The following is a 1141-nucleotide window of genomic DNA, read 5'->3' on the forward strand; positions in this document are numbered from 1 at the left end:
GGGCCATGGAATCGGCGCGGGCGCTGACGTCAGCCAACGAGAGTTCGCGCAGGGCCAGGGCCACCTGCCCGTAAGATCTCCGGGCCTGCTGGCCGGGGGCAAACATCTCGTCGTAGGCGCCGGTGCGGCCGGCGGCCTCGGAGTATTCCTGGAATAGGTCAGACATGGTCACTAGCCAACCACTTTTTTGTTGCGAAATCATTTCGGCGGCCCGCGGCGCGGCGCTCAGTGCTGGCCGCGCAGTCCGGGCCGCCTGCCGGGACGGCCGCGGTTACGGCTTTTAGGGCCGGGTACGGCAATGTAGGGGCGTGCCCCCCAAGAGATCCGCCACCGCCTCAGCCCTGAGAGACGCCGCGCCAGGCCTGGCCGGCGCCGCGGCGGCCGTCGCCGTCGCCGTCGCCGCCCACCTGCTCCTTCCCGCGCTGCCGGCGATGACAATGGCCGTGCTCCTCGGGCTGCTGGCGGCCAACCTGCCGGGCGTGTCTGGCTGGACCGCCGGGCCGGCGCGGCCCGGGCTGGACTTCGCCGGCAAGCACCTCATGCGGGCCGGGATCGTGCTGCTGGGCCTGAAAGTCAGCCTCGGCGATGTGCTGGGCCTGGGCTGGGCTGCGCTCCTGCTCGTGACCGCCGTCGTGCTGGCCGCTTTCGCCGGGACGTACGGAATCAGCAGGCTCTTCCGGCTGCCGCCCCGCGTGGCGCTGCTGGTGGCCACGGGATTCGCCATCTGCGGGGCGTCAGCGATCGGGGCGATGGCCGCCGTGCGCCGAATCCGGCAGGAGGAAACCGTGCTGCCGGTGGCACTCGTGACCCTGTGCGGCACGCTGGCGATCGGTGTGTTGCCGCTGCTCGCGCGGCCGCTGGGCCTGGGTCCGGAGATCTTCGGGGCGTGGACCGGCGCCTCCGTCCACGACGTCGGGCAGGTGGTCGCCACCGCCCAGACCGCCGGCACCGCGGCGCTGGCCGTCGCCGTCGTCGTTAAACTCACCCGGGTGATCCTGCTGGCACCGATGGTCGCCGCCGCGGGCTTCCATCACCGGCTGGGCACCGCAGCCGACGGCGCCAAGCGCCCCCCGGTGGTCCCGCTGTTCGTCATCGGATTCGTGGCCCTGGCGGGCCTGCGCACCACCGGGTGGCTCTCCCC

Annotated in this window: 1 protein-coding gene and 1 pseudogene; one reads left to right on the plus strand and one right to left on the minus strand. The window is 72.7% G+C overall.

The window, feature by feature from the left end; all coding sequences use genetic code 11:
• Positions 1 to 166 (minus strand): annotated as a pseudogene (locus LQV45_RS34520) (circularly permuted type 2 ATP-grasp protein); the annotation flags it as partial.
• 142 nt (positions 167 to 308) lie between these two features.
• Between LQV45_RS34520 and LQV45_RS34525 the strand changes: the two are divergent.
• A partial coding sequence (locus LQV45_RS34525; protein ID WP_230012408.1) for a YeiH family protein occupies positions 309 to 1141 on the plus strand: 833 nt, incomplete at its 3' end.

Source organism: Microbacterium sp. Bi128 (assembly GCF_918698205.1).